15 protein-coding genes and 3 pseudogenes are annotated in these 24,455 nt (G+C 60.4%); 12 read left to right on the top strand and 6 right to left on the bottom strand.

Annotated elements, in window-relative coordinates:
• Positions 1-150: 150 nt before the first annotated feature.
• The 5 genes and pseudogenes from F6X53_RS20155 (at position 151) to F6X53_RS33860 (ending at position 5,348) form a co-directional block, all read left to right on the top strand.
• Positions 151-2,403 (top strand): NACHT domain-containing protein, encoded by a 2,253-nt coding sequence (locus tag F6X53_RS20155; protein ID WP_151001976.1) that lies wholly within the window; start codon positions 151-153, stop codon positions 2,401-2,403.
• Positions 2,404-2,600: 197 nt separating this feature from the next.
• Positions 2,601-3,419 carry an IS5 family transposase gene (locus tag F6X53_RS20150; RefSeq protein ID WP_151001975.1) on the top strand — a complete coding sequence of 273 codons (819 nt, stop codon included), beginning with the start codon at positions 2,601-2,603 and terminating at the stop codon, positions 3,417-3,419.
• Positions 3,420-3,498: 79 nt separating this feature from the next.
• Positions 3,499-3,961, top strand: a pseudogene (locus tag F6X53_RS20145) (recombinase family protein); the annotation flags it as partial.
• Positions 3,962-4,312: 351 nt separating this feature from the next.
• The gene (locus tag F6X53_RS20140; protein ID WP_151001974.1) at positions 4,313-4,543 is read left to right on the top strand and encodes a hypothetical protein; all 231 of its coding nucleotides are present in this window, start codon (positions 4,313-4,315) and stop codon (positions 4,541-4,543) included.
• A 499-nt stretch (positions 4,544-5,042) separates the two neighbouring features.
• Positions 5,043-5,348: a type 1 glutamine amidotransferase family protein gene (locus F6X53_RS33860; protein WP_306426604.1), complete on the top strand. Its 306-nt coding sequence runs from the start codon at positions 5,043-5,045 to the stop codon at positions 5,346-5,348.
• A 482-nt stretch (positions 5,349-5,830) separates the two neighbouring features.
• Here the strand turns inward: F6X53_RS33860 and F6X53_RS20130 are convergent, their stop codons facing one another.
• Together F6X53_RS20130 and F6X53_RS20125 are read right to left on the bottom strand one after the other, a co-directional pair.
• On the bottom strand, positions 5,831-6,667 hold the full coding sequence (locus F6X53_RS20130) for a 2-keto-4-pentenoate hydratase (RefSeq protein WP_191970921.1): 837 nt from the start codon (positions 6,665-6,667) through the stop codon (positions 5,831-5,833).
• 780 nt (positions 6,668-7,447) lie between these two features.
• Positions 7,448-7,576 (bottom strand): annotated as a pseudogene (locus tag F6X53_RS20125) (IS630 family transposase); the annotation flags it as partial.
• A 234-nt stretch (positions 7,577-7,810) separates the two neighbouring features.
• Between F6X53_RS20125 and F6X53_RS20120 the strand changes: the two are divergent.
• The 3 genes from F6X53_RS20120 (at position 7,811) to F6X53_RS20115 (ending at position 8,674) form a co-directional block, all read left to right on the top strand.
• Positions 7,811-8,146, top strand: coding sequence for a hypothetical protein (locus F6X53_RS20120; protein ID WP_191970920.1), 336 nt, complete (start codon positions 7,811-7,813; stop codon positions 8,144-8,146).
• Between the two features lie 115 nt (positions 8,147-8,261).
• Positions 8,262-8,414, top strand: coding sequence for a hypothetical protein (locus F6X53_RS32535; RefSeq protein ID WP_191970919.1), 153 nt, complete (start codon positions 8,262-8,264; stop codon positions 8,412-8,414).
• On the top strand, positions 8,411-8,674 hold the full coding sequence (locus tag F6X53_RS20115) for a transposase (RefSeq protein WP_151001972.1): 264 nt from the start codon (positions 8,411-8,413) through the stop codon (positions 8,672-8,674). The genes F6X53_RS32535 and F6X53_RS20115 overlap by 4 nt, the downstream gene beginning before the upstream one ends.
• Positions 8,675-8,791: 117 nt before the next feature.
• Here the strand turns inward: F6X53_RS20115 and F6X53_RS20110 are convergent, their stop codons facing one another.
• The 4 genes and pseudogenes from F6X53_RS20110 to F6X53_RS20095 form a co-directional block, all read right to left on the bottom strand.
• Positions 8,792-10,726, bottom strand: coding sequence for a GmrSD restriction endonuclease domain-containing protein (locus F6X53_RS20110; RefSeq protein WP_244965599.1), 1,935 nt, complete (start codon positions 10,724-10,726; stop codon positions 8,792-8,794).
• A 56-nt stretch (positions 10,727-10,782) separates the two neighbouring features.
• On the bottom strand, positions 10,783-16,860 hold the full coding sequence (locus F6X53_RS20105) for a DEAD/DEAH box helicase (protein WP_151001970.1): 6,078 nt from the start codon (positions 16,858-16,860) through the stop codon (positions 10,783-10,785).
• Positions 16,860-20,360 (bottom strand): STY4851/ECs_5259 family protein, encoded by a 3,501-nt coding sequence (locus F6X53_RS20100; RefSeq protein ID WP_210386397.1) that lies wholly within the window; start codon positions 20,358-20,360, stop codon positions 16,860-16,862. Before F6X53_RS20100 ends, F6X53_RS20105 begins: the two co-directional genes overlap by 1 nt.
• Positions 20,361-21,031: 671 nt before the next feature.
• Positions 21,032-21,256: pseudogene (locus tag F6X53_RS20095) on the bottom strand (ATP-binding protein); the annotation flags it as partial.
• 275 nt (positions 21,257-21,531) lie between these two features.
• Here F6X53_RS20095 and F6X53_RS33245 point away from each other — a divergent pair.
• The 4 genes from F6X53_RS33245 to F6X53_RS20075 all read left to right on the top strand — a co-directional run bounded on the left by F6X53_RS33245 (position 21,532) and on the right by F6X53_RS20075 (position 24,161).
• Positions 21,532-22,287, top strand: coding sequence for a hypothetical protein (locus F6X53_RS33245; RefSeq protein WP_238296240.1), 756 nt, complete (start codon positions 21,532-21,534; stop codon positions 22,285-22,287).
• A gap of 114 nt (positions 22,288-22,401) precedes the next feature.
• Positions 22,402-22,737 (top strand): DUF3768 domain-containing protein, encoded by a 336-nt coding sequence (locus F6X53_RS20085; RefSeq protein WP_151001968.1) that lies wholly within the window; start codon positions 22,402-22,404, stop codon positions 22,735-22,737.
• Between the two features lie 97 nt (positions 22,738-22,834).
• A complete protein-coding gene (locus F6X53_RS20080) occupies positions 22,835-23,272 on the top strand; it encodes an SHOCT domain-containing protein (RefSeq protein ID WP_151001967.1) in 438 nt (145 codons plus the stop codon).
• 265 nt (positions 23,273-23,537) lie between these two features.
• Complete coding sequence (locus F6X53_RS20075; protein ID WP_238296238.1) at positions 23,538-24,161, top strand: hypothetical protein; 624 nt, start codon at positions 23,538-23,540, stop codon at positions 24,159-24,161.
• The last annotated feature ends 294 nt before the right edge of the window (positions 24,162-24,455 follow it).

Raw genomic sequence — 24,455 nt, 5'->3', positions numbered from 1 at the left:
ATGGCTGATCGTAGTGGGAGAAGACGATGATCTGGTGCCGCCAGTGTTTACTGCCGAGTCAATTCTCTCTCAGAGCACCGGCCGAGTGTTGCTAATTCGGGAGCGTGGGGAAACCGCTTTCTTAAAGTTGGGATCCCTAAGGAGCTATCAATGACATCAGATCTTCAAGAGATCGCCGACGATCTTTCACCATTCGCGGACTTGGGAACGGAAGCTCCCACGATTATCAGTAATGCTAATAATGGGGTGATTAGATTTATAAAAGACGGCGATCCCGTAGAATTAATTGTCCACACCGACGGCGCATTGTTTGAAAGAACAATAGAGCAAGAAAAAAAATTTGTGGATCTAAGAAGCTTGCTCGCTTCACCAAGCTATGCAGATCTAGGGCGGTGGGCTGACAGCCAAGTGATCCGCTTATCAAGTCACTCGGCATTAACAACGATTCCCCTGTTTGGTCAGTCGAGGGGTAGCGATGAACAATCTGCAGAAGCGGCATTAGATCAGCTGCTTTTTAATGAGAAAGCCTCCAAAGACAATAGCGTTAATGTAGTTTTGCTCGATGGCCCCGCTGGCATCGGGAAAACGACTTTGATTCGAAGTTTGTCACTTGCAAGGGCGAAGAGTTATCGACAAAACCGAAAGCCTCTCTTGCTCCATGTCGAAAGTAGAGGCCGTGTGCTTCAGAACATACTCGATCTCATGGCTTTCAGCCTTCAAAATTTACGTGTGAAAGTTACTTACGATCAGATCCCTACTCTTATCAAGCATGGATTAATTGTTCTCGCCATCGATGGCTTTGATGAGCTAGGGGATCCAAACGGTTACGATCTAGCTTGGGCACAGGTTAATAGCCTTGTCGAAAAATCGAGGGGGGCAGGAAACATTCTTCTTTCAGGCCGTGAGACGTTCATCAGTCCAGAAAGGCTCTCGGCAGCACTAACATCTCTTCGCAGCCAGAGCGACAGCTTACATGCATTTACTCTCCAGCATACTGCTCCAAACGTCGCAACTCGTTGGCTGAAAGAAAATGGTTGGTCAGACGAAATGCTTAAGTCTGAGATTTCAGCTCCTTTATTTGAGAGCGGATCATACGCTTTACGGCCATTCTTCCTTACCCATTTAGCTCGTGAGGAAACAATCGCGCGTTTGCAGAATGAAAAAATCGATGACTTGCTGACATTTCTCATGATTGCCATGATTGAGCGAGAAGCTACGAAATTTGGGAGTGATGTAGAGGCGATAACAACTCCTGATCAACGAAAACAGTTTATACAAAACCTTATGGAGGAAACTGCTCGGGACCTAGCTGAAAATCAAACCGAGGCAATTTCTGGGGAATACCTTTCTTGGCTTGCAGAGATTGCAGCGACGGATACGGTCCCAACGCCACTAGTAGGTGTTCTGAAAAATCGAGCAAGTGTCATAGCGTTCCTCACTGAGGATGATCGGCGCGGCTACAGGCGCTTTATACATGGTCAGGTCCTCAACTATTTTCTGGCTTCGGCCGCAATAAATTCTCTGGCGGAGGGTGAAGTCCCAAAATTTGTAAGACGAAATATATTGGGAATGGAATTTCTTCAAAACTTTTCTGAAGTTGTTCGGCACAAGCCTGAACACGTTGTAGAAGCGTTTTTGACTTCGGCCGGGGATCAGCTGCAGGCGCTTGGAAATCATGATAGATCCAGAGCCAACATTGCAGTTCTAATTATGGCTGCTGCGAGTGTTCATACCGTTCCTGAGTCGATAAAGATTTTTGACCTTTCTATTGACGATGCGTATCTGTCTGAAACCGTATCTTCGCTAAAACTTGGTAACGTGTCAATTGCCCAGCTAGATGTTAGGAATGCAGATCTTACTAAAATCTCTTTCCGTTCAAAGAGTCACATACTCACCCTGATTGCAGACGATTCAACTGCGATACCTGATGTATTTCCCCATCCTTTGATAGTGCAATTGCCTGAACGCACACTTACAAATCCTGAGCATATTGCGGACTGGATTGCTGAGAAGCAAGTGAAAAACTCGGGAGTAAAGATTTCTCTTGAGCAAGCGTTGAGCGGAATCTTGAAGTTCGGTTTATTCGATTTGCTCGGTCGCCTGAGTCGCTATAAGCCTTTTTGGATCAGAGACGGCGATGAAAAGTCGGCACGTCGCATTCTCGATGATCCTCACTGGGAGAAGCTCAGGGACATCATGTTGCGTCATGATGTGCTGGTTGAGCGCACTGACGTAGCTGCATCCGGTCCGCGTGCGCCCTTCTATCACGTACGTAACAGGCAAACTCTCAGCCGCGTACTTAACCCGCCTCATCATTTGAAGCCGTTCATCGAAGAAGTCTTTAGTGAAAGTATCAAAATTTTCAACTCTGAGAAAAATTTAGAAGATGAAGGCCTTGAATAGGTTGCCGTATCTCAGCCTATGGTTAAGTTGATTTCTGAATATTTGTCACGCCCGGGTATACCCTGGCGTGACGTCACTCATTGTGCGACCTGAGTCGTAAGACCCCGTTTCATAACAGGCTGAACAGCTTAGCTGTTCGGTGAGCGGCGGGCATCGTGGGTGTTGGGAGAGTGTCTGACACTCACCCAGGAACCCCGATGTGGACGCCCGCCGCCCGCGCCGAGCTTGCGCGCGAGAGTTTGCCTTACGCAACCAGCCTCAGCGATGCCGAGTGGGCGGTGCTTGTGCCGCTTCTGCCTGCGCCGTCCAGCACAGGCCGCCCGTGGCGCCGGCCACTGCGCGCAACCTTCGACGGCATCCTGTACGTGCTGCGGACAGGCTGCGCGTGGCGGCATCTGCCGCTGGACTTCCCGCCTTGGAGCACGGTGCATCGCTGGTTCTTGCGCCTCTCGCAATCAGGCGTGTTCGAGCGCCTCACCCATGCCCTCACGATGGCCGACCGCGAGCGCGCCGGGCGTGAGGCCTGCCCGACCGGCTGTGTCGTTGATGCGCAAGCCGCCCGCTCGGGTGGCGTGGGGGTGGCAGGCGAGCGCGGTTACGATCCGGCCCGGCGGGTCGTTGGGCGCAAACGCCACGCGCTGACGGATACGGACGGCCGCCTGCTCGTGGCCGGGGTCTCACCCGCTGACCTGCACGACAGCCACGGCGCGATTGCCCTGCTTCGAGCCTCGCGCGGGCTCTTCCCCTTCCTGGCCCACTGCTTTGCCGACCGCGCCTATCGCGGCGAGCGCGTCGGCGCAGCCACCGCCATCACGGTCGAGGTCGTCGAACCCAAGCAGGGCGAGACGGGCTTCGCGGTGCAGCCCAGGCGTTGGGTCATCGAGCGGAGCTTCGGCTGGATCGCCCGATGCCGCAGACTGGCCCGCGACCACGAAGCCACCCCGTCCTCCGCGCTCGCCTTCTTCGTCCTCGCCGCAGCCATGATCCTCGTCAGGCGGATCGCCCGAGCCTTATGAAACGGGGTCTAACTTCTGAGTAGACACCGCCTATTTGTGACGCGGTAGCCTCGGGCCTAAAGCTTGAGGTTACAGCCCTATGCCCCGCATCGGTTACGCCCGCGTCAGCACCATCGATCAAGAGCTCGACGTTCAGCTTGCGCGCCTGAAGGCGGAGGGCTGTGCGATCATCCGTTCAGAGAAGGTATCGGACGCAAGCCGCGACGGCCGAGCCGAAGTCGCCACCATCCTGAAGTTCCTGCGGCCCGGCGATGAGTTGGTGGTCACGCGCCTTGACCGCCTTGGTCGCGACACGCGCGATGTGCTCAACGTCGTGCATGAAGCCGAGCAGCAGGGCGCTTCGGTGACTGTGCTCGACCCACACGTCTCGACGCGTGGTGACATGGGGCACGTCGTGCTGACGGTACTCGGCATGGTCGCGCAGATGGAGCGCCGTTCCATTAAGGAGCGTCAACGCGAGGGTATCGCGCGCGAAGGCAGAGGGTTTCTACGCGGGCGGCAAGCGCCGCCTCGACCGCGAGCGGGTTAAGGCAATGCACGCGGCAATGGCGGACGCGCTGACGCGAGCGGGGGCCCACTTTGAATGCCCGGTTGGGCGGGTGGAAGCAGGTTGGTCAGATGACCTGCCCGTTGTCAGCGCCTGGGGTCCCGTTGGGCCGCGCGCGGCGGCCTTGCCGGCCGGAGTGCTGCGGCTGCGGCGGGCATGGGACGAGGCGTGTTGGCCACACGCGACGAGGGGCTTCTTCCAAGTGCGCGCGGCGATCCCACGCATCCTCGATACCGTCGCGGGCGAGGCGGCCTGAGACGCTGCGCTCCCGTCGCGCGTCGTCGGAGCCTGGGATCGGGCCTTCTGTCACAGCGCGAAAGCGGGCCCTGCCAACCATCTTCAGGCCATGCGATCCGCCCCCTACACCATCGTCATCTCCGGCAAGCGGTACGAATGCCGCGTGACGGGACACACCGAATCCGAAGCCGCCGACACGGCCGAGCGGATCCTGCACCAACTCCGACAGGAGGCTCGCGTCTGGCCCACCCAGGTGAACATCGATTGCGCGGATTTCGAAGCGGGAAAGCGCCTCGCCGCGTACTTCGCCGCCATCACGGTCGAGTCCAATCTCGACTGACCTAACCGCAACACGGTGCGACCGGGTGCGACGCCTCGGCAGCGTCGCACCCGGTCGCCTTCACAGTGTCGCCGCGTTCCGGGCGCCTCATCGACCGGTGGGCAGCCGTCGAAGACGGGTCGGCCCTCGACTGATCAGAGAGTGCGCGCGTTGATCAATTCCCTAGCCGCGGTCTTCACCGTTCTCGCCGTGCTCCTCCTGCGAGCCGTGCTAAAGCTGGCGCTCCTCCCCTTCCGCGCTTTGCGCAGCCTGTGGCGGCGACAAACGGCGCCAGTCTGAAATCGGCGAGGGGGGCACCCCGAAAGCGGGATCGTCGATCATAGTGATTCGCCGCGAAGCCGGTGCGGCCGCTCTCGTGGCAGCGAGCCTCCTGGTGCTGCGCCCCGCTCGGGCACGCGACGCATCTCCTCCGCCCTCGACAAGGCAGCCGTTACGCCTCGCCATGCTGCTCTATCCGAGAAGGACAGCTCTCGACGTGGTCGGGCCGCAAGGCTAGCTGGTGGGCTTCGCGCCCGGCAGCCTTTATCTCGTTGTCCAAACCCCCGGCCCTGTGTCGAGCGACATCGGCATCAGCCTGCTCGCGACGACGAGCTTTGCCGACTGCCCCGCCGATCTCGACCCGCTATTCGTGCCCGGCGGTGACGGCACGCCCGCCCAGATGCGCAACATCGTGCTGCCGCTCCTCGGCGCGATCCCGGTTGATGAGCGCGTGGTGTTTGACCGCAACCGGGTCACCGCGGCGGGCATCTCGGCAGGGCTCGACTTCGCCCTCGCGCTCGCGGCCCGCCGCTCTCCTGCGGGTTGACGATTATGCGCGGACGGCACAGTCCGTCGCGGAGTACGCACCGCAGTCGCCTTTCGAGGCAGGCAGTCCAGCCATGGCGGGGCTGGCGATCACGCGCGAGGCCCGAGCGATCCTTGGCGATTTCATCGCCGATGCGCGAGCAGCAGGGAGCGGTCGCCCCTTTTAGCCGCTGGCTTCAGGCCGCGACCTCGTGGAGCGATGGCATCGTCGCTGTCAGGCAAAGTCGCCGAGCTTGTCGCCCGCGTCGCCCTCCTTCATGAGCTCGTCTGAGCGGCTTCCTTTTACAGGCGGTATGGCCGGTTCGGATGGTGGATCGCGCTCGGGTCCCTGAGGCGGTGCCGGTGGATCGCTGACCGGCTCGGGCCTCTCGTCCGGTCTCGGAGTATCTGCTTCGTCCAGCATGGCGGCGTACCGTGGCTATGGCAGACGGGAACCAAGCCATGCGCCGCGTCATCGTTCCGACATGCCGTGCACTTCAGGGGCTAGAACGCAAGGCGGACATCAGCGAGTGGCAGCCCGGCGATCCGGGTGTCCCACAACTCATTGGCCCTAATCGGGTAGGCGTTCGTCAGGGTGCCGGTGGTGATGACTTCTCCCGCGGTCAGTGGCGGGCTGCTCGTATCGGCTGCCAACACCTCAACCAAGTGTCGAAGTGCCGACAAGGGGCCGCCTCGCAGGACGTTCGAAGCGTGCCCGGCCTCAACGAGGGCATCGTCTCGCCGAAGCTCGATGTCGAAGCGGCCGAGCGCCTCGAACCAGGCAGCCTCGCTGCCGGGCGACACGGCCGCGGGCTCGCCGACGTAGAGGGCGCCGTGCAGGCCGAACGCCGCGACCGTGTCGGGCGCGCGGAAGCGCCAGCCCTCGAACAACGATTGCACCACCTCGAAGCCGAGCGCGACCCATCCGACACAGGCCAATAGCGCCCGTTCATCCATGCCCACCTCGGGAGCTTGGGCGAGGCCGAACACGATCTCGGGCTCGATTCGCGGCTCGACGAAGGGCGCGAGTGCGACCGGGCCTGTGACGTCGGCGAAGCGGTGCAGTGTGGTGTCGTAGACGTAGCCCCAAATCGGCGCCGCGACGTTGTACTCGTCCCAGATCGTCGTGTTCGTGAAGCCGATCTTACGTCCGACTACGCCCTCGCCGCGAGCCTCGCGAAGCTGTCTTACCTCATCAGTGACCCGGTAGGCATCGGCGAGGTCGAAGGTCGGATCGCGCTCGGTTACAAGCGGAATTTGCTGACGTTGATCGGAGGCTGCAAGAAGCTTGGCAGCGCAAGCTGAGATCGACGCACTGGTTGGCGGCATGGTGCGGTTCATCCGGCACTTCTACTATTGCATGTCCGCAATGCCTCAAGCATTCGTCACACTGCATTCAGGGTCGGATCAACCTTCGGTGCCCTGATCGGCTCCTAGCCGCTTCAGCAGGTCCCCAATTAAATCGACCTTGGCGGGAATGCCAGAGCTTGCCTGGGCGGCATCACCCTGTGCGGCTTGGTCGGCTGAAGCGACACGCTCGCTTGGAGGTGTCCGGCGTTGAGGTTCAAGCTGCGCCGAGCGATGGTGCCGGATCGCTTCAGCTCTTTGGGACCGCCCTGGCCGGCCGGCCGTCTCGCTCATTGCTGGCAGCGCCAGCATATCAGAGCCCACAAGGGTGAACGAGGCAGGGCGGGCTGTTGCCAGCACTCCAGAGCCGTCGACCAAGGAATGTTCCTTTGGCCGCGAGGCCGAAGGGGTGGCTTGTGTTGGCGGATCAACCCACGCCACTCCGGTAACGCGCTCGACCGAGCGAACGGCCCGCTGGCCTGCGCGCGAGGGCTCCTCAGAGGGATCTCGCGGGTGGAGTATCTGGGCAGCGGCCACCAAACTCAGTACGGCGACCGCAGTTGTGGCGATGGTCGATCTGAAGTGTTCCATGACTCCAGAACGAACGGCCAAGTTTATGGTTCCGCTTGCCCCAGAGGCGGACTTCTCGGACCAGATTCTGCGACGACGAAGCCTTCACTCACTGCGGATTCGTGGATCCAACGGCCGCTCGGCCGATGACTGCCCGTAAGGGATTACCGGGGCCGCCCTCTTCCCGACTAGAGCGCGACCCGATCAGCTGGAAGCACAAGCGTCATCCTCGTAGCCGGCAGCCGTGAAGTAGTTGCGGCACTCCTTGGGTGGGAAGCGCGCGAAGGCTTTGTGGATGACCTGCCAGAGATCGCTGACCGTGCGGGCCGCCGCGACAGCGATGGCAGTTCCAGGCTAACGCAGTGCGGCGTCAAACTCGATAGAATAGGGCGACCTTCTGTGCACCGACCTCTCCCTCTGTCAGGAGGCCCCCGGCCTTCAGTTGCTTCAATCATAGCGGCCCGTTCGCGCAGAACGTGCAGGTTTTTCATTCGAGTTGCGGGCGAAAAAGTCAAAACTCGTTTAAGCCGAACTGCGCCTTTTTTGTCATTCTGTGAAGGGTAGGGCATGGCTAAGCGAGACGTGACGGATCTGATCGAGCGGCAACCGGCGCTCGAGGAACGCGCTGGCATCCGTTTCGAGGGCCTTCTCGCGATCCTCGACGAGGAGGGGTATGCGGGCGAGCCACGCATCGAGATGCTAGGCGAGATTGTTGCTCATCCGGGCGAAAAGTTCGCTTCGAATGTCAATGTGCAATTCGTCTGCCTCAATGAAAAGCGACAAGTGCTTGGCACTCAGTACACCTCAGTGTCTGAAGGTGCGTACGGCTACGAGGCATTTCAGGAATCCGTGGACCTTAAGGGCGAACTTGCCATTATCAAAATCGTGCCACTCTGCCGCTGAAATGGCCCGCCGTCCGGCGCTAACATTTTGATGATGCTGGCGGAAATGGTAGGGATTTGGCACCCAGGAGGGCGTAGGGTAAGTAGTCACTGGATCGACGGTCAAGGATGGAGTTGTGAAGCTCTTTCCTGAACCGATAAGGGGGCTCGATGATAGAGACCGCTTGCGCCTAGTTGAGCTGCTTGCCAAAGCTGGTGACGCGGTCGTTCTGCGCGCGTTGGCCGAGGCAGCTCTGCAGTTGCTGATGAAGGCGAACGTGAAGACTTGAACGACGCCGGATGGGACGAGCGCACGTCAGACCGACAGACCTACCGCAACGGCTTTTGGGATCGGTCCCTCGACACCTGGCTTGGCACGCTGCAGTTGTGCACCTCCAAGCTGCGGCTGGACGCCTACTTCCCGCGCTGGGACGGGGCACCGGCAGCGTCCGGGTTATCGGGCATTCGGCAATGCGCCGCCGGCGGCGGCGAGCGGACTCGGAGGGTACCCTTTGCAGGCATTTTCTCAGGGCTGATGAAGAGCGAGTGAGACTGCCTGACCAAGAAAGAGGTTGTGGCCGTGGAAACAATCGGGGCGGAGGTGCCAACGGTCGAGGAGGGCGGGTCCCTTCTGTCCCGCTTTCAATAGGCACCGCTCTCGATACCTTTAAGCTACTTCCAGACTTATAATCTCCTTCTCGACATAGCCCCGAAACTCAGCGCCGGTTGTGAAGCATCGAAACCCAGCAGCACTCGCGATCTGGAGGACGTCTGAGGTTTCGTTAAGAAGTACAGCCACGGGGCCGGTAAGGCCGGGTTGAAGTCCGTCAGGCCAGGCGAGGTCGAACACAGCCTTCTGAGCGCCAGTTTCATTATCTGCGTAGTCGAAGCTCACCTGCCCCCGCGGCAAACCCCGATCTGCTACCCACTCGTTCAGCGTCTCTAGCTCGAGCTCCTCCGCCTCACTGGTTACACCACCTACAATCAGAGCCGTAGTCAGAGGAATTGTCGAAATCCTCGAGGCGAGCCAGCGAGTGTCGCCGTGCAAAAGATCTGCGAACCGCGTGTTCGCTTCAGCAGCTAACAGGGTCTTGCGGGCTTCGAGGAAGTCCAGGTAGCGATCTGTCCTCCAAAGCAAAGGATCTATGGGAATCCACTGTGAGGCCAGTGCGCCGGGGTGCTTGACTTCAATCTCGGGGAAGTATTCTTCGGGAAGGCGATCACTTATGTTGAGGTTCGTATCCTTCGTAAGAAAACAGAAATTGCCTAGAGCGTTCACCTCTGCTCGCTTGTGATTACGCTTGTATAGCTGCGATTTCGGAAAAATATGATGAACTTCAAGGCGACTCATTTTGCCCAGTAAGCTTGCCCTTAGCGGTAGCCCCGTTCCCCAATCCCGTGCTGCGCCCATGCGTGTGAGCATGTAAAGCACTGGGTAGAAACGTGCGCCAAGGCTCCAGCCTGTGAAATGTCCAGGCTCAACCTGGAGGCCCCCGTGCCAAAGGCGAAGCTGATCAAGAAGCGCGTCCAACCCGCCGTTTGGCCCTTCGAGAGCAGCCAAGTCTTGGTCAATGAACGACTCAGTAGAGCCTGAGAACCGACCCCACATGCCAGCTTGGGCAAACCAGAACAGCAGTTTGTCCCTTTCCTTCGCATCAAGGGGACCTTTCCGCTGGTCCATGTAACGGACCATGACTGGCACCCCGAAACGACCAAAGAAAACTTGGTCGTGATCAATGCCGAGGCGGCCGGCAATTAGGTTAAGACTAGCGTCAATGTGTTTCGAGGCGCGATTTAGCCCGTCCTGAATGTCGAGTGCACCTTTATCATGAAGGTAGCTGAACTTAGCCTCTCCCGTGAGTACTGTGTTCACCGATCGTAGCAGCCAATCCAGATTAAAATGGTAGCCAGCGTCCGTCCATTGCTTGAGTTTCGCCTTCATGGAGTCGCGAGCCTCTGGCCACTCCGCGCAGATTTTGGCCAGTGCCAGGTCTCCTTTTGAGAGCTTCGTTCCACCGCTGTTCACGCGATTGAAGATATCGACTACAATGTCCAGAGTCTTGTCGGGACCGGTGACCTCTTCAATATGAAGATCTATATCTGTAACGCTCAGAAGTGTGCTCAGGCGGCCAATGTACGTTCCTATGCTGGCTGAGTATGCCGGATCCGTGGATAACTGCCCGATGAACTTGCCGAGGCCCGCCGGCCCAGCCTGCATTAGGCTCGTCACATCAATCCATAGTGGATCATCCTGCATTTTAACGGGCTGGTAGAACCCAAAAGTCTCAGTGTCGATGTGGAACCGGAGGCCGGTGAAAGCCTGCGCATTTCCGTCAAAAAACTTGGGCGCCTTGCCTCGGACCACTCCGTAAAGCGACGTCATTCGCTGTTGGCCATCAAGTAGGAGTTTGACGATACCAGCTGCGAGTGGACCTTCTCCGCGGTGGGCGGCCGTCTTTGCTTCGGTCCCCCAGACTAACAGGCCTCCGACTGGGTGCCGGCGGTAGAGCGAGTCGAATAGCCCACGTACTTGATCGCGGTTCCAGACGTAGCCGCGCTGGAACTCTGGCAGAGCCATATGCCCGCTATCGATGTGGTCCAAGATTGTTGAGATTTTCATCGGTTATGTCACCGCACAAAGATGCCGAGATAGCGCCGTTACAGGCCGATTTCTTCAATCATGACGAAATATGTTGATCCGTCATTTTTGCAGATGACGTTCGTGTTCGTTAGCCGCTGTGCTTGAGAAAGGGGAGGGGCAGTGAAATCGAATGGCGGCGAAACGGGTGCTCGCAGGAAACCAAATCCTTGGTCTAGGACGATTGTGAAGGAGCGCGTCTCCCATTGCAGAACGAGTTGGCGCGAATGCGCCCCTCGTTCGACAGACAGATCCAAATTCAGCCCTGCCGAGGCCGCCGAACGAGTGAGCACCTCTCGACGATCGCGCTCTGATCGCCAGTCGTGGTTGAGCCGATGTGGAACTCGGTCGAGGGGGGCCCTCAGAGGTGCAGTCATAAGCTGAAACGGTGTGACCTTTCCTTGTGCGGCGAGCCTACGGTGCAGGCTTGACATGGCCGTTAACAGCAAATGTGACACAAGCGGTGAATTTACGTATCGATCGGTGTAAATAATACTTGTCAACTGTTCCGAATTCCACAATCTCGCGCGCTCAAGAGATGGGCGGATAAGTTCCAAAAAGCGGTCTCCGAAGCTACGACTTGGTCCATCAAGTTCTGAGCGAATTTCAACGAAACGCGTTCCGGACCGAGGCAATAAGCTATTAGGGTCAATAGTTGCACCACTTGGTGGTTTGCCGACCAAGCGGACCAGCGGTGCTGCGCGTCCGACACCCCAGTCATCTCCGAGCAGCCCAGCGCCCATGTCACGGGAGACCCAAGTTTGGCCTCCGTCAGTTGCCGCGATCGCTCTCGCACCGTTTGGATAAATGGGAGCCGAGCTGGACGCGAGGCGAAGGCTGTGGCGCACAGCTGCGTCGCGTAGCCCAAGCTGTTGAGCGGCATCAAGCGTTCCCAGTCCTTCGGCACTGAGACCTAGCGTGACCGTATGTCCGCCCTTGATCAGCATTTCAAGGAGCGTCCTTAGACGCGGAGTCGCCAGGGCAGAGGGATCAAGCGGATCTACGGGCCATAGCGTCACAGCGCCGATTGAGCCTTGCGCCGACGCGACGAGTTCGTCGGCAACATCGCGAGCTAGGACCGCGTCCGGCGCTGCTAAATCGTCCACTGGCGGTCGGGCTAGGGCAGTGAGCTCTGCATCCACAAAGGCCAGTGCTGCACGCCGGTCTATCGTCTCTGCCTGAGCATAGAGGTCATTGGCGACTACGCACGAGGAACACCCGGTCAGACATCCCGTCCGCTTGCAGTTTAGTATCTCGCGCGCCTCGCGCAGCAACTCCTCGAAGAGGTCCACCAATCTCGGCGCGAACCCCGCGCCGCCCGCAGCGCGATCGAAGAGAAACAGTGAGTGTGTCCGGTTGCCGACGAGCGTTGTTCGAGGGGTTATGGAGATGCCAAGCTCGCCGGCGGCGATGCCGAGGCGGCGAGCCAGTGCCTCCCGCAGTGCGGAGGCCAAGGCCCACGCGGCACGGGGGTCGCTCAGTGCTGTCGGCTGCACCTCCGCGACATCGGTCGTGATTTCATGTCCGAGAGCGAGGTTGGTCTGGATCCTGAACCCACCAGCGTTGCCTGGGCAAATTCCGTCGGCATCCGCCTTTGTGAACCGCAGTGGCCGATGTTCGTGAAGAGGCTTCTTGCCGGGATCGTCACTCGTATGTTCGGCTTCGGCACGCCCACACTCCAAGCATACGGCGTACCCGCGGCTCCCAGTACCGCCGGCTGAGGAATAGAACACGAGGCCTTCTCGGCTAGCCCTCAAGCGACCGCGATCTGGATCGAGGAATGGGCGCCAAGCTGCGCCCCGAGCTGCGACACGCTCTGGCTCCGGCTCGACGTAAGTGACCTGCTCGATCTCGGCGTGGGGTTGTGCCGCCATATCGACGGTGAAGCCGGCGGGTTCTAGGAAGCGCCGTGTCTCCAACGACTCCTCGTCGGCCTCGCACGCGACACATCGCACTGGCTGTAGCCGCGCAGTGTCTGCCGCACCGCAGTGCTGGCAATCCCAGAACCACTTGAGGCTCTGAATCTCGCCGACGGAGCTCTCACCAGCTGGCCGCTTCCAGTTCAGCGTCACTCCGGCCGAGCGAAACACAAGCCCATCGACGACGACCTCGGCTCCCGGCGCATAGTCACGAATTGCGACATCCAGGTTTCGCGTCGGATAGTTGCGGCGGCGATAACGATTACCTTCAGAACGATTTGCGGCCTCGTCCTCGTCGGGTTCATCCTTGTTGACGAAGGGAACGACGGCTGTGGGGAAACCGTGTCCGGGAAGAACGCCCCGGTCTGCTAATTCACCCAATAGGTACTCACCACACATCCGCTTCAGCTGAAAGCCAAGACTCTTTCGTGCGGCCTCACGCTCTAATCCCTTGGCTTGCGCCTGGATGGCGTCCCATTCAGAAATGAAGCCACTCTCCGCGGCCGCCATCGCGTCACCAGCTGCAGCATGAAGGCTTTGGTCGCCCGCAAGTGCGGATCCGCGGATCAGAATGCGGATGCCCTCAGCCGTCTCCGCAAGCGTGCTCGGTCGCGTGACCCAATCGTGAAATGAGCGTGCTGGCGCACTTTCCGGGCGCGTCGCACCGACGACAGGCGGGCAGCCAAAGAAATCGCCGGCCGTGGTTTTGAGGACCTCGCCGCCCGCTTGTTTGAACCACGTTGCGAGGAGAAGCGCATTCACATGGCGTTGAACGATCCGGCGTGAATCGAGCGTCACCTTCGGTGCTTCGATCTTCCGTGCGAGGTATGCGGTTGGGTCGCTAAATGCTTCTCGGTCAAGCGGCGTATCGCGGGCATACGTCAGGGATGCCGCGAAACCTTGGCCCCGCCGTCCCGCGCGCCCGATGCGCTGCCGGTAGTTGGCGATCGATGGTGGTACATTCGTCATGACGACTGACGAGACGGAACCAATATCGACGCCCATCTCCATCGTGGTCGAGCAGTTTAGAATGTTGATCTGACCGGCTTTAAATTCGGACTCGTAACGTCGCAGCCGAACCGGCGGCTGCTGAGCCGAGTGTTCGGCCGCCCGCGTGTAGGGCGAGCCGAGAGCAATGCGGTCATGCAGGTTTCCCCATAGTCCGCGGGCACGCAGTGCAGAAACCAAAGCATCGGCTTCCAGCCACTCTTCGACTACACCCGCTCCGCCGCGTTCGGCCAGCAGGAAGGGGTTTGGGTGGCAGGGCATCTCAACTGTTTCGCAGACTTGCCCACCGTGTCGGCTGGAGCCATCAAGCCCATAAGGCGAGATGCGCGCAAAGGTTGTGTCGAGCAGACGACGGGAAACAGGGCAGAAATACGCCATTCTCACGGGCGCAACATAGGCTTTGTCCAGATCCAGCGCGTAATGTGCGCCAACCCCTGGCTGTGTGAATAATGGAAACAGACACTCCCAGGCCCCACGCAGCGTCTCGTTGATCTCGGCGCGCTGCTCGCTGTTCTCTGCAGACAGACCAAGGGCGCGCTCCAGTAACTTCACTGCGATGCTTTGACGACCTTTGGGGCCTGCTTTGAGCCAAGTTAGCTCACTGGCATAGCTCTTGTGCCCATCGGGGCTGAGCAGAACCCGAGGAAAGCCGTTCTTGATCAGCCAATGTACATCCGCTCGGTCCATGCGAATGGCAAATGCGTTCCGCACGCGGACAGTTAGTAGCAGTGTGAGGAAGTCTCGCCACTCGACCAATGTCCGCCCTCGTTCGCGAAACGCCCGAGGAAGACGCTGTTCGCCGAGCGCGTCGAGAGTGGGAAAGCGCAGGCGGGCCAGCCCGAGTGTCTCGAGTGCATTCGCGCGCCGCGGCCGACGCGCAAGCTCGCGCAGCAGCAGGAATTGGGCAAAATCGCTGGCGCTCCTTTGGAAGCGAACGTCGCGCGAGTTCCAAACCCGCCGCATCCAGTGATCGATTTCGGGACGCGCTGCGAGTTGATCTCGCATAGTTGGCCAGGATAGGCCGTCACCCGCAGGATTGAAGAGCTTTGCTCGCTCCTTGCGTAGGTCGGCCAACATATCTCCGAGTTTCGCGTCGATGCCGGCGACGGGCTCAAGCGCCGCGATCCGGCTGTCGAGTTCGACTGCTTTATCGTTTGCTTCGGGCTGCGGACGAAGTGTGTCCTGCACTGCGTGATATATCATCGCCCGAACGTGATTGCGCTCGGATGCACTCTGTAGGGCGGCGGCGAAGCGGGCAGTTCCTTGCCGACTATCGGTGAAAGAAAGGAGCTGGCGCCCCTCCGACGGCGGGGGAACTGGGAGATCCGGATTTCGAGAGCGTGGGGCAACACCGTCGAGCAGCACGGGTGCGGCGTTGCCGATCAGGAAGGGCGCTCCAAACCGGAACGGTCGTAGAAGTGTACCGGGGCTGTCCTCGTTCTTCCCGGTTGCCCGACAGGCGGGACACTGCTCCGGCCGATCACGGTCGTGTGTACGAACGGTGCGCGAGGAGTCTGTCACGCCATCGCACACGCGGCCGCTCGTCGGCTCGATATGCAGCGGACGGGCGCCGGAGAAGGCTTGAAGTGCGATCAGCCGCGCGATGTCCGGCCGCGGCGTGGTGGGCTCACTGTCCGGCTCCTCCGTCTCGCCGTCCGATTCGGCTTCACTGTCGGCTGCGAACTCGTCGGTCGCGTTGGGTCGGCGCGCTTGTCGTAATGTTCCGTCACGCTCCATACCCTCAAGGAACGGCTCGCCGCATTCCGCGCAGGACACTAGCTCAAGGACAGCGCCGGTGCAGTGCGGGCACGCCTCAACCCGCTCGGAGAGTACAGCGCCGAATGGCCAATCACCGGCAGGCTTGCCGGAGCAGGCTGAGTTGAGGCAAGCCCACAGGCCCGGCACGGCGCGAAGGAAACCGTGAACACGTAAGGGAAGAAGAGGCTCACCATTCGTACCGGGAGCCGTCAATCCGCGAGCGAGCGCCTCGGGTTCGACCTGGGTGGGGGCGGTCAAGCGTCTGAAGTCGGTCCAAGACATAGGTCCTGCGCTGAGGCGCCGAGCGAGGTCCTGAACGACCGGGTTGCGGGCAAGCGCCGCGCTGTCCCCGAGGGCTGCCGCGTTCAAGGTTGTTGCTGAGACGGGCGTAGGGAGGGTGAGCGCGCGGCGCCGGCCTACTACGACGTGGACGTGTGCCTCAGGGAGACCGGCCACATCACCGAGGAACCGTTTGAGTTGTGCCGCAACCGCCTCGCCCTCACCAATTGTCGCGGAAGTCGCGACGAAACGAACGTCGGCGGGCGTCACACCAAACGCAAGCAGGGCGCGTCGGATCAAAAGCGCAATCTCGGCTGCTGCCGATCCAACATAGCTGTGTGCCTCGTCGAGGATAATCCATCGTAGCTTCCCGCGTGACGCCTCGATAAGCGATCGATCCTGCCGACGCACCGTCATGTATTCCAGCATTGTCACATTGGTGACGAGGATCGGCGGTGGTTCTAGGCGTAACGTGCGGCGGTCGCTGACCTGCTCCGGTGATTGTGACGAGCCTTGCGCGTCCTCCGGCATGTTACCGTTGTAAAGCCCAAATCGGATTCGGCCGTTGAACGGCGCTGTCCACTCGCGCAGACGTTCTTCCTGGCTTGCAATGAGTGCATTCAAGGGATAGAGCGCGATCGCCCGGACGCCAGTTAGGCGGCCAACTGCTTCGGCCTCGCACGCGAGATCATGCAGAAGGGGAATCAAGAAGCACTCGGTCTTGCCCGACCCCGTGCCACTAGTCACCAGCACTGAGCGCGGCACAGAATCGGTAAGCAACTCCCAGGCGTCGAGCTGATGCTGATACGGCTTCAATTCGCGTGGGAAGATATACTGCCGATTGTGCCCTCCGCCTGCCAGTGCTTCGACAACCTTCGGATGAAGCCGCTTTCCGGCGAGGCTTCCGAGCGACTCATCTCCTGCGAGGTACGGGAGAGCAGCCTCGATCACTGGCTCCTGAACCAGCGCACCGGCTTCAGTTTCAATTGAACCGAAACGGCGCCGAATTTCCGCGATCAAGGACGGATGGTTGATCCCACTCTGGCCCAAAACAGCCTCTGTGACGCGGGACCGAACCGCATCGAGGGTTGAAAAAGGGGAAGCGTGACAAACGAAGGGTGCGGCGTCAGTCATTACTTATGTTCGTTTCTGTGTAATTCAACGAAATGAGCGTCGAATGCCTCATTGAAGTAAATCGGGTCGGCACGAAGGGCGCTCTTGATACGGCGGATGGCCGGAGAAGCGAGCTCCGCTTTTCCGGCCGCGACCGCGGCGGCGGCGCAGGGTGCGTCCAAGCTTTCGAGATGGGTGGTGTCGAAGCGGGTGAAATCCGGCAGCAAGCTGCTTCCGAGTTCCGTACGGAACAGGCTTTCGCGTGTACCCTGCTCGTTCACGCGGTCGCCATATCGACGAATGTGATCTTGCGCGGCATCGAGCAGGCGCGGCCTTGTGTCCAAATGCTGTGGCGCTAGGAGCCCAGCCGCCAGTAGCGGCCAGCGTAGGAGTGGTTCTACCTTGGCGATCTTGATGGCTGCATCTTCGACGATGCTACGGGCAAGGTCAGCCGCACCTTGAGGGAGAGCTTCCTCAAGCTTGGTTTGAATGGCCGCACGTTCGAGATCGGCAGCTCTCGCCCAAGCGTGCCAAGGCACCATGCACCAGGTAAAGGAAAGGCCGTCTGCTAGGGCAAAGACAGCCTCTCGCTCGGTCTCGGCTGCCCGGAGCGCCACGCGGGCTGCTGCGCCCGGTCGCGTGGCAAGCAGCCGTAGTGGATCGAGACTTGCCGGCGGGAGGCCGCGCAAGCTAGCGCATAGGGTTGCCAGCCATTGGACGTCGGCCGCTGTGTCGGGATAGCCCGCCGCGATGTCGGCCATCCGAGCCAGGATGATGCCTTCGCGCGCTCTGAAGTCGGGGGTCGCCGCAGCGGCAGCCAGTCCCGCTGCCGATGCGGTCTCGCTTGGCCCAAACGAGGCCACCGAGGGGCGCGCAACGACGGACTCACCGCGTCGAAGATAGAGAAGCCACGTGCCCGTCAGATCCTCTGGGATCTTTGGCGGACGGCGATTGAACCGGTCGAGTGGTGTACTCTGCCCGAGTAGTCGTTCGGTCGATGGGTCAGTCACGGGGCGGCCATAGAGCGATAGATTTTCGTCGGTCCATACCCCCTCGATAGGAACGAGCAGTCCACTTCGAGAGACCTGATCGATTTCAAACTGGCGGACGCGCCAGTGATCCACGCCGTATTGGAAGCTGAGGTCAGCCGACACATCGATGTCGGCGAAAGGCAGCAGCAAGGCTGCGAGGTCGTCGGCAACACCATGCAGCGGAAGTTCGTCCCTAAACGCCCAGCGCACGGCGCCTCCGGGTAACGACTGTCCCTGTCGATTCAGCAGGCGGGCATGGAGTACCTGCTCACCCTCTCCAAAGGCGACACATTCCCGAAGTTCGTCGAGAGTTAGCCGGGGTGCATTCGTACTTCTGCCGCCACGAATCTGGGTGCCGGACCATTGTGCAATTCCCGATCCGAGCGGGAAGGGGGCGCTGACCGCTAGTGGGCGGCTTTCGCCTATGCCAATCTTGAGCCGCGCACGTCGGGCGGGGCGCTGGTGAAAGCGAGCGACGAAGATCTCGTCGCGCCGCTCAAGCGTGAGGTCCTCGTCATCAGCCGTCAGTGTGGCTAAATTGAAATCTTCCGGCCGATAAACGACGGCGTCACCTTCACGTCGGTGTTTCAATGTGGCTCCGGCCGCCAAAATGAACAGGCGGCGGCGGTCACGCATGAAGCCGGTCTCTGGCTCGCGCCAGGCGAGCTCGATCCGTCCTTCGCTCAACCCGCCTCGAAGAGGGCGCCAAGCCCGCTCCCCGGCCGGCCGCCATCGGATCTCGTTCGATGTCGGCGCTCGTGCCTTCGTCCCCTCGCGGACGTGAACCGTCGGTGCGCCAGCAAACAGCTCGACATCCACTTCTTCGCTTTCGATCCCAACAGGGCGTGCGCCACTCAGACTGAGTTGGTCACGCCGGGTTCCGCTTTGGCCGGTCGTGATGCAGTAGACGTCACCGTCGGGGGCCCGCACGATGCCTCTACCGACGAGGCGCCACAGCAGCCGGCCGTCATCGGTCTCGCCATCCCACCGTGCGACGCTTGCGTCGTCCGCGTGACCAGTAACGCTCCAGCCTTTAGGAACAGAAAGAGCAACCGCGTCGGGACGATACGCACCAGTTCCTGTGCCAATCAGAGTAAGGGTGCACTCGTCGCTGCCAGCGTGTGCCGTGATCTCGAAAACGCGGAGATCACTTCGCACAGCCTCGCCACCTGGCCATCGAGTCTGGACAACGGGAGACCCATCCTGTCGGATCTCTGTCTCGATCGGCGTCGTGAACGGAACGCCGATCACGACTGAGTTCGTTCGCGATGGCCTGATGCGCCAACCCGCTTCGTCGTCGCCCGGTGGTTCGAAGAGGGCCAACTCACCTGCAGTATAGCGCGCGAAGAGCCCGGCCGGGTAGGCGCGTAGCCGCTTTGTCTGTCCACCGAATCGTGCGGCGAAGTCGCGGCTTACGTGACCATCGAGGCCAAGCTTCACAGCTTGTCGCCAAAAACCGGAATGTCGGCGGAGCTGGCGTTCACATCCGACCAAGCCGCCTCGTGCAACCGTCAGCGCCTCTGCACGCATCAAGCCATCGACAAGCTGTGCTGCCGCACGGGATCCCGCTGTAATTGGCAGATCGTCTCGCCAGCCCGGGCTCGTAGCGTCAAGCCATGCACTCACTGGCATCCCACGGGCGCGTTCATCGGCTTCAACGCTGTGCCGGAGCCGGACAACGGCCATCGCTAAATCCGCGGCAACTGCGTAGAAAATCTCCTGGCGGTAAGCTCCTGCAGCTTCTCGGCCCTGAGCCTCGGCGGCCGCGAAAGCCGCCTCTGGCGTGAGTGTCTCCTCCGTGAGCAGAGCGCCTACCACGCGGGCAAGGTACCGTCCCACCCACCCCTCAGCCTCGGCGAGCGCGCCTGCGGGAAAGCCGCCTTCGACTGCGAGCGTCCGCAGCCATTGATGGGCAGCCTCGTTTCTTACGGCAGGGCGCCCCCAAATCTGGAGACCAAATTTGGTGAGACGTCGAGCCTCGTTACCTTCCAGCGGCAGTGCGAGGGCGTCACGCAAGTCCTCCCATTTCCGCTGCCCGCCGCGATAGTCACGTTGAAACCAGTGCGCGGCCCACAGCACGAACAAGGCTGCTGTTTCCGGAGCCGCGTCCGAGAACCCTTGGAATCCGCGCTTTCGCAAGATTGCTAGGAGATCAGCATACCCTACGTCGCTGAGTCGATAACGATGGAGCGGGCGCTGATCTGGCTTTTCCAATCCCCACTGGGCGAGCAGGGCTTGCCACGGACCGCGAGAGGCCGGCCGACGAGGAGATTGGGATGAGCTCGCTGGAAGCTGCACCGCAGTGCCACGCCTAGCGGACGGATGTTTGCCATTCTTCGCGGCGAGTTTTAGAGCCGCGATCTGAATTCTAAGCCGTCTTGCTTCTGGCTCTGGCCTCTCGCGCAGATCGGCATCAATGGCGGTGAGAACTTCGAGGTCGCCGCTAGCGGCTTGGATGCGCGCAGCCGCCGCGCTAAGCGTCTCCCCCATGAGCTTTCTCGATGTCCTTTGTTCGTTTCTTGCTCAACGAGAGACCAGGGAGGCCGGTACATGTCAAGGTTGCAGGCGCTATTAGCTCGGAACGTGCTCCCTATGCATCACGCGCGCCACTCGGGACTTATTTCACATTTTCGCCAGCGCGGACTGTAGTTTATATAACTATTTAACTACGGTAGTACACAGGGAGTATTACTTATATCCCAGGCGACTTACGGCAAAGATGCGCTTTATATTAAGGAAAATGCCGCAATCGGATGCACTATCGGATATTTTGCACCTGACCCGTCAAAACAACAACTCAACGCATAGTGAAAATAATACCCAGAATGCAACCATCGGTTGTTTTGGGACGGAGGTCTGGCTGCTGGATAGAAGCTATGGTTTTAGATGCCTCATGGCCGGTGTCGGCAGTTAAAGCGCGATGGATTAGATAACTCTCTGCGTCCGCTGTAGCGCGACGATCTGGATGAGGTTCCAGCGACAATCAGGATGAGAGACCGGTGTCGCGGCCCGATAATGATGAGCTGGTCGATCGACCAGCGCAGGGTGGTGCTGGGTAGGGTTCATGTCGCGGCGCGTCACGCATCAGCGGTTTTGATTGTCGCGCGCGTCGGTGGTCGGCCGGGACCGCGCTTCCGGTCGAGAGCGGTGCGACGCCGTTAGCTCTCGACGTTCATCTCGAAGATCGTTGCGTGGTGCACCAGCCGATCGACGGCGGCGAGCGTCATGGCTGGGTCGGGGAAGATCCGCCCCCATTCGCCAAACGGCTGATTTGCCGTGATCATCAGGGAGCAGCGTTCGTAGCGGGCGCTGATCAGTTCGAACAACAAAGAGGTGGCCACGGACTCAAATTCGAGGCTTCTTTCATTGATGATTCTGCTGTTCACGAGAAGGTTCAGGAGCGTTCAACCGCGTCAGTATTTCTCTATAGGACTATAATCTTGACGTTGCTGCTGTTTTCTGTGATGCTTCGTACGTCGGCCGGTGAACCGGTGCGCCGCAGCGGCGCCGGCTGACGCGCGACGAGGAGCTTGGCTGTGCGCCAATGTGAATACCAAGTGCGGCACGGGCTGCCAGCACAGCCAGATAGTCCAAAGCTCCTCGCGAACCTCTCCGCAAAGGCCCCCACGATGGGGGCCTTCGTCATTTCAGGAGCACTCCGATGACCCGACGCAATCTCCCGGCTCGCGTAGCCGAGACACCGCTGCAGCCGCAGTTGCCCGTCCTCGTCCTATTCGGGCGCGATGAGGCCGGTAAGCCACGAGCGGCCGCCTTCACCGTTAGCCAAGTCGAAGCAGCAACCGCAGCCGCGGCCCTGATGAAGATGCGCACGCTGAGGCTCGTCGCCAACGAGCATCGAGCTTTCGCAAGCCAACTCGCCCGTGGCCGCGTATTCGCCAACGGCCGAGCGTTCGCCCCCTATGTGCGGAAGGAGGTCTACGGCCGCCTCGTGGAGATTGCTGGCGGCACTGCCGGTCTCAGCGTCGCTGAGGGAGACACCCCCTCTTCCAACCCCTCTTCCGACCAAACTCCCAGGCGTGAACAGCCTAGCGAGACCGAGCCAGCGCAAGCTGTTGTGCCGAGTACCCCTCTGCCCCCATCGCACCAGGCAAGCACGCTGCACAATGGGGCTGACGCTCAATCTGACAGCGCCAAGTCAAGTGTTGCAGCTGCTGCGGGCGGCAATCGTCCCGCGGACCGGCGTTTCGTCGGCAGCCCACTGCCCAAAGACCGCGACGAGATTGGCCTTGGCAGCTTCGTGCTTGCGATGGAGGCCCCGGCCGAGGGCTGGTGGGAGGCGGAGGTGATCGGCATCAACGGCAGCGTGTACTCACTGCGCTGGCGCGATTACCCCGCTGAGCCCACCCTCCTACGGAAAGCCGGCGAACTCGCCCTGCTGCCGCCCAACCAAGCGTAGCCGGCGCACGCAGCGCCTGGGCTGGAGCGCACAATCGGCTCAGGCGCCTCAGCGGCAGGCAACACGCTGCCGAGCGCCGGCCCTTACCCCTCTCCGTTCGATTCCGAGGTCCTCATGTCCGACATCATCGATGTGGGCCGCGTTCGCGCGCTCAACGACATCCTGCGCCGCTCCCTTTCGGGTGGTACCCTCATGCTCAGCGCCGGCATCGTCGCGCTCGGCCGTGAACGTCAGCAGGCCATTCTGTCCGCTATCGCTGCGTTCGACGACTTCAACAGCGACAACGATCCCCACGGTGAGCACGATTTCGGCGCGCTCGAAGCCGCTGGCAAATGCGTGTTCTTCAAGATTGACTACTTCGACCGGGCACTCGCCCGCGCCTCGCCGGACCCGGCCGACAGCAGCGTCACGGCGCGAGTACTGACCGTCATGTTGGCGCACGAGTACTGACGCCAGTCGTAGCGCCCTTCCGCCTCTTGATTTCCCTCATCGTGCCGGTCGCGCCGCGAGAGGCTGCGCCAGCACGCTCAATAGAGAGCTGCCTATTATGGATACGGATCGTCTCACAAAGCTGGCCGAGCTGCATCAACAGGGCCACATCACCGAAGCTGAGTATGAAACACAGAAGCGCCAGTTGCTGAATGCGCGCCGGCTCAGACCGCGCTGGCAACGCTGGGGCTGGAAAATCCTCGCCGCTCTGTTTCTGCTCTGGTTAATTCTGCCGCGTGGGGAAGCTGGCTTTCCGACTTGCGATGCGTCCACAACCCGCGAACTTGTTCGGCAAGCCATTGAGCAGGGACCGAATGCCCGGCTCATGAACATGAAGCTGCTCTCCCTCGATGAGGTTGAGCAGCTGAGCTACGACGCGAGAACGAACGAGCGATATTGCATGGCCATTGCCACGCTGAATGCGGGCGAGCGCGGCATCAACTGGCGATTGTACCAGCGAGGCGGCAACCTTTTCGTCAAAGTCAACGGTTTGTAGGGCGCCTGCTGCAGTATCCGAACTGCTGTGCCCAAATCAAGAAAAATGCATATCGGTAAAATACTAATTTGAGTACGGTCGCGCTTGCTTGGAAGATCCCACAAGGCGGCGCGCGGTTCGCCCGCGCAGAATTGCATGTCGGCAGACATGCATATGAACAACTGTGTCGAAATAGAGCCAATTGAGCACGGGACACAAGAGAACCAGGAAAACACCAAGCAGCAGCCTACAGCAACAAAAGAGTCAAATGAGGGAGCAAACCACCATGGAAAACCTGAGCTTCAGTAATCAGATCAATCAACTCACCCAAGGGTGGGGACAGATAGCCATCGACCTCGTAGAGGCGGACTGGACCCCCTACCTGCTGGTCCTGAAGTTTCACCACTTGAGCGGCGGCCGCCGTGAGGCGGTTCTCGCCCAGATGCACCGGGAGGCAACCCGAGCTTACGATTGGCTGGCTACTCGCGTGTGGCGGAATCCCCGGGCGGAGGCTTACTGGGACCGGCAGCCCCGCTGGATCCTCGCCCCCGACTTGCCGGTGGCCAAACGTGCGAAGGTCAGTGTGCGCTCGCTGGTGCCCAATGGCGGGCTCCACCTTCAAGGGGTGGCCGTAATGCCGCCGGGCAGCCGGCTCACCGAGGGACTCGATCAGCACTTGACACACAACTCGGCTCGCTACTGCCGGCCGGGATCGGCGCTGGAGTCACTGTACGCCACCCTCATCACGGATGATCTCCCGTACGTACACAAGTACAATCTCAAGACGCTGGAGCGGGGCCGAGCCGAGTTCGACGACATGCTCCTGCTGCCCCGGTCTCGCAGCGAGGTTCGCTTCACACCGCGCCGAGCGTCCCAGCCGTGGCAGTCTCGGGTGTTTGATCGCGGATAGAAGAAGGACGCGTTCGCAGGGGTATGCCCTTCCCGGCTACAAACTCAGCTCTCGATGCTGCCATACGGTACGATCAAGTGCGATGCTGCGGATGGAAGTGCGTCGTCAGGTGATGGATTCAGCGAACGCGATGGACCAAGTGTGCTCGGGGGGCAAGCCGCTCGACCTCATGCACGGACGTACATCTCCAGCGGAGCTGACCTCGCCACGGTCGCGCCTGTTCAGCGCGGGCTGGTGACGATCACGGTGCAATAACTCGTTCTGCGATGATTTGATCGAGGTCCGTCCGTTCTG

The sequence above is a fragment of the Methylobacterium soli genome, assembly GCF_008806385.1.
Lineage (GTDB): Bacteria > Pseudomonadota > Alphaproteobacteria > Rhizobiales > Beijerinckiaceae > Methylobacterium > Methylobacterium soli.
The sequence above is the reverse complement of the archived record's forward strand: the minus strand, read 5'-3'. Positions and strand labels throughout refer to the sequence as shown.